This window comes from Pedobacter agri PB92 (genome assembly GCF_000258495.1).
In the GTDB taxonomy this organism is placed as follows: Bacteria; Bacteroidota; Bacteroidia; order Sphingobacteriales; family Sphingobacteriaceae; genus Pedobacter; species Pedobacter agri.
On the sequence record NZ_AJLG01000333.1, the window covers coordinates 1 to 1,171 of the forward strand.

Genomic DNA, 1,171 nt, shown 5'->3' on the forward strand with positions numbered 1-1,171 from the left:
ACGTACACACTCATCTTAGCTGTAATATCAACTAATAATGTTAATATTTTATTTACCTGGTGGCAATTAAGAGAATAAAATGAACAGACATATTTCACAACAATTTGAAATATACATTGTATTTTCTTTATGATGACATTAAAAATGTATGAGAACAGATCTTCCATATTAACAGAAAAACAGTATAAAGTTCTACAACTTGTCGCAGAAGGATTAACAAATGCGGAGATTGGAGAAAAACTCTCTATAAGTAAGCGAACAGTTGAAGGTATAAGAGCAGAATTAATGGTAATTACTAAAACTAAAAATACTGCTGCCCTAATATCACATTGCTTTCGATGTGGGATATTGGTATAAAAAAAAAATGCAGATAGAAATAACTACCTACACCTAATTAGGGATAACATTATATTATTTGGCTATCTTAAACCAATTTAACATTTACTGCATTTGCGCCTTTTTTGCCCTGCTCAATATCAAATGTCACTTCATCACCTTCACGAAGTTCTTGTTTTAAAGCTGATGCGTGAACAAATATTTCTTCACCGCTTTCTGTCTTAATGAATCCAAACCCTTTAGATTCATTGAAAAATTTTACTGTACCTGATGCCATTATCTTTTTTCTTTAAAACTATAAATTATTTTCTAAAAACAAGCCATAAAACCAAGGCTCGTAAACATTGACTATAGAAACGTCATTTAGCATCCATTCGAACTCTAAACTAAGCTCCCACACAATTTGAAACATTGTGGATGGACAGAATCCGAAAATCTTAGAGCCGTTCTTAAAAGCAAAAGCAGTCCACTGTACATTTTGATTGGAATTAGTGCGCATCTCGAAGCGAAATGAATGGCCATTATAGAGAGGAACAAGTCACCATTTTCCGTGTAATCCCCAGCCAAGTGTCACGTCCTGATTTTACTTGTCGTTTTTGAGTTATAATACTAGAATTAGTTTACATCTTCTGAGTAGTAATACTGGAATTAGTTTACACCAATTTTGTGTTAATTCTGATATTACTTTACAAGAGTACAATTTGTAATTTATTAATAAAAGAATTGCGGTGCATTTTTTCTGATTGTATTTTCAGACGGTCTCCAGGGGCTCTTCTTGCATTCCCTTTTTTTTATAAGGGTAGTGTTTCCAACGCTTGCTTATTTCGCCAGACTT

The 1,171-nt window shown here is 32.9% G+C and carries 2 protein-coding genes; one reads left to right on the forward strand and one right to left on the reverse strand.

Features of this window, described 5'->3' with window-relative positions; translation table 11 throughout:
- Positions 1-144 precede the first annotated feature (144 nt).
- Entirely contained in the window at positions 145-357 is a 213-nt protein-coding gene (locus ON09_RS23720; RefSeq protein WP_238533799.1) for a response regulator transcription factor, read from the forward strand.
- Positions 358-424: 67 nt separating this feature from the next.
- On the opposite strand, the gene ON09_RS23725 is transcribed toward ON09_RS23720, so the two are convergent.
- Positions 425-613, reverse strand: a complete 189-nt coding sequence (locus tag ON09_RS23725; RefSeq protein ID WP_010603560.1) for a cold-shock protein — start codon at positions 611-613, stop codon at positions 425-427.
- Between the last annotated feature and the right edge of the window lie 558 nt (positions 614-1,171).